Origin of the sequence: Aureimonas sp. AU4, assembly GCF_001463765.1 — a bacterium.
Lineage (GTDB): Bacteria > Pseudomonadota > Alphaproteobacteria > Rhizobiales > Rhizobiaceae > Aureimonas.
Window position 1 is genome coordinate 1 of sequence record NZ_BBWK01000113.1, and the last position, 2677, is coordinate 2677.

The 2677-nt window shown below is 65.7% G+C and carries 4 protein-coding genes; 3 read left to right on the plus strand and 1 reads right to left on the minus strand.

Annotated features, from left to right (window positions below):
- Both AUL35_RS21285 and AUL35_RS21290 read left to right on the plus strand, forming a co-directional pair.
- On the plus strand, positions 1-754 hold a 754-nt coding region (locus tag AUL35_RS21285), incomplete at its 5' end, for a sensor histidine kinase (protein WP_280137370.1).
- 8 nt (positions 755-762) lie between these two features.
- Entirely contained in the window at positions 763-1152 is a 390-nt protein-coding gene (locus AUL35_RS21290) for a response regulator (RefSeq protein ID WP_062018595.1), read from the plus strand.
- Between the two features lie 173 nt (positions 1153-1325).
- On the opposite strand, the gene AUL35_RS21295 is transcribed toward AUL35_RS21290, so the two are convergent.
- Positions 1326-1739 (minus strand): hypothetical protein, encoded by a 414-nt coding sequence (locus AUL35_RS21295; RefSeq protein WP_062018596.1) that lies wholly within the window; start codon positions 1737-1739, stop codon positions 1326-1328.
- A gap of 312 nt (positions 1740-2051) precedes the next feature.
- Between AUL35_RS21295 and AUL35_RS21300 the strand changes: the two genes are divergently transcribed.
- A complete protein-coding gene (locus tag AUL35_RS21300; RefSeq protein ID WP_062018598.1) occupies positions 2052-2330 on the plus strand; it encodes a hypothetical protein in 279 nt (92 codons plus the stop codon).
- Positions 2331-2677: the final 347 nt, after the last annotated feature.

Consider the following 2677-nt stretch of genomic DNA (forward strand, 5'->3'; position numbering starts at 1 on the left):
ATTCCTCGACCTGCCGATCAGCTTCGACGGCCGCCTCTACGCCGTGGTCTTCGCCCATTCGCGCACGCTCCATGTCTGGACGGACGGCGAGCGCCAGTTCGTCGAGCAGGTCGGCGACCGGGTGCGGGCGGCGGTGGCTCGCCAGCGGATGGAGGACGCGCAGCGTGTGCTGACGCAGGAGATGTCGCACCGCATGAAGAACTCGCTGGCCATGGTGCAGGCCATCGCCACGCAGACGCTGCGTCAGGCCCAGACGATGGACGAGGCCCGCGAGGCCATCTCCAGCCGCCTGTCGGCGCTGGCGCGAGCGCAGGACATCCTGACGCGCACGAACTTCACCGAGGCCGACGTGCGGGAGGTCGTCGAGGCGGCTATCGCCCCGCATCGCCTGGGCGGCGACCGGGTCATCATGACAGGGCCGCATGCCGAACTGACGGCGCAGCAGGCGCTAGGTCTCAGCCTTGCGATCCACGAGCTGGCGACGAACGCAGCCAAGTACGGTGCCCTGTCGAACGCGACGGGCCACGTCGAGATGACCTGGGACGTGGCTGACGGTGCGTTCGTGTTCCACTGGATCGAAAGTGGCGGTCCGCCAGTTAGAGCACCGGAACGACGCGGCTTCGGCTCCAAGCTGATCGAGCGCATCGTCGCCAGCTACTTCGACGGCGAGGGTCACATCGACTTCGACACCGCCGGCATCCGCTTCATCCTGACGGGAGCGCTCGCGCAGCCCACCAACCAACCGAGCGCCTGACCTCAGCCATGGCCCAGTCCTTCGATCCCAGCCGCTACGCCGTTCTGATCGTGGAAGACGATGCTCTCGTGCGTGCGGAAGCCGTGGACCTGTGCGAGGAGGCGGGCTTCACGGCTTACGAGGCGAAGAACGCCGACCAAGCGATCCGCATGCTGGAGCGCCATTCCGACATTCGCGTCCTGTTCACCGATGTCGAGATGCCCGGCACGATGGACGGGCTGAAGCTCGCCCGGGCCGTGCGCGACCGTTGGCCGCCGGTCGCGATCATCGTGACGTCGGGGCGTGTGAAGGTCGAAACGACGGACATGCCGGAGAACGGTTTGTTCTTCGCCAAGCCCTACCCGCCGCGCGGCATCATCAAGGCGCTGTACGATATCGCGGCGCAGATCCAGAACTAAGGTTCTCCGGCGCGCCCGCTGCCTCGATCTCAAGGTAGCAGCTTCGAGACTAGCCCGAGAGGCTCTCGAGATGTCCCGCCGTCAATGCAGCTTCCGCGAAGCGGCGCGGCGGATAGGAGGGTAGCAACGCTGGTGAAGGAGCCCGCCGTTGGATGCCGGCGGGCCCCAACGGGCTACTGGGCTTTGATCATGGTCATGACGAGCTTGTCGTCGACGCGGACCGGACCGTCCTCCTTGGCACCCAGCGTGTACTCGAACACGCCCTTCTTCATACCACCGTCCTCTGCGTGAACCATCAGCATCAGCATGTCGCCGGGTTTCACGTCCTCGGTCAGGATCGCCGCCACGTCGTTCGTGGTGCCGGCCCGGATCGGGGCATGCCCGACGACCGGACCTGGCTTCATCGCGGCATCTGTGCGGTGAATGACGAGCCAGCCGTTCTTCGCGGCCATGACAGTGTCAGCGCTGACAATGCCGTTCGAAACGTCCTGATCGACGGCCTTCACACCCTGCATGGACTGCTGGGCAAGGGCGGACGATGCCGCCAGGCACAGCGCTCCGGTGACGAGGATCGCGCTCTTCTTCATGTCCGATTCCCATGTTCGTTTCAAAACACAGAAAGATACGGAGCGGCGTCAACGTCGGCTTCCGCGATCACCACCAAGTGACCGTCATCGACGAGACGACCTATATGCCGATGGTCCGCTCTTGAAATGGATGCAACGTCGCTCTGGGCGACTAAGTTGGGTCGAGCGCGGAAGGATCCGATGTCAGCGTCCATTTCGTCGTCTTGAACGCCTCGCTTGGGACAAAACCGCGCCTGGTCGCCAGAGGTCCTGCGAGCAACGCGTACCTGTCGTTGAACCTGTCCAAGACGGGATCGGGACGGGAAGCCTGCCATGCTGCAACGGACGGAGTACGAGGTCGACCCGCAGGCGGAACCCTGTGCCGATGTGCTGGTCGTGCGGCCGGCAGGGGAACGCAACACTCTCGTCTACATACCGCCGATCAAGGGCTCGGTCCCGACCGTCGAGGTCTATGCCGAGGCAGCCGAGGCCGAGAGCCGGGCGGCGCGCCTTTGCAAGACGGAAGGCCTACCGACCTACCGGGTCAGCGACGACCATTCCGGGGACTGGATGCGGGGTCTGGTAGCCCGTTCGGCTCTGCCCGCAGCCTGACACCGATCCTGCCCCCAGTGTCTGCGGGGTGGAACTGAACGCCTTCCGTCTCGAACGCGGCACGCAGCGTGCCCAGTGCTGCCTCAGAGAGGAGGGGCCGGTCGCGCTCGAAGTCGCGAAGCGCAAAATTCGCAATCCCCGATCGCACGGACAGACGCTTCAGCGTCCAGTCGAGAAGCCCCCCGGGCGGCGCGGCAGTGGGCAGGCGTGATCGCCGACGTCACCGTGCGATGGCTGCCCGAACCGCGGTGACCTCGGGGCCGCTGCCGGCACGCTCCAGGAACTCGCCGACGGGCGTGCGCGTGCCGCCCGATGCCGGATTGGCCTGATGGACAACCGCAACGACC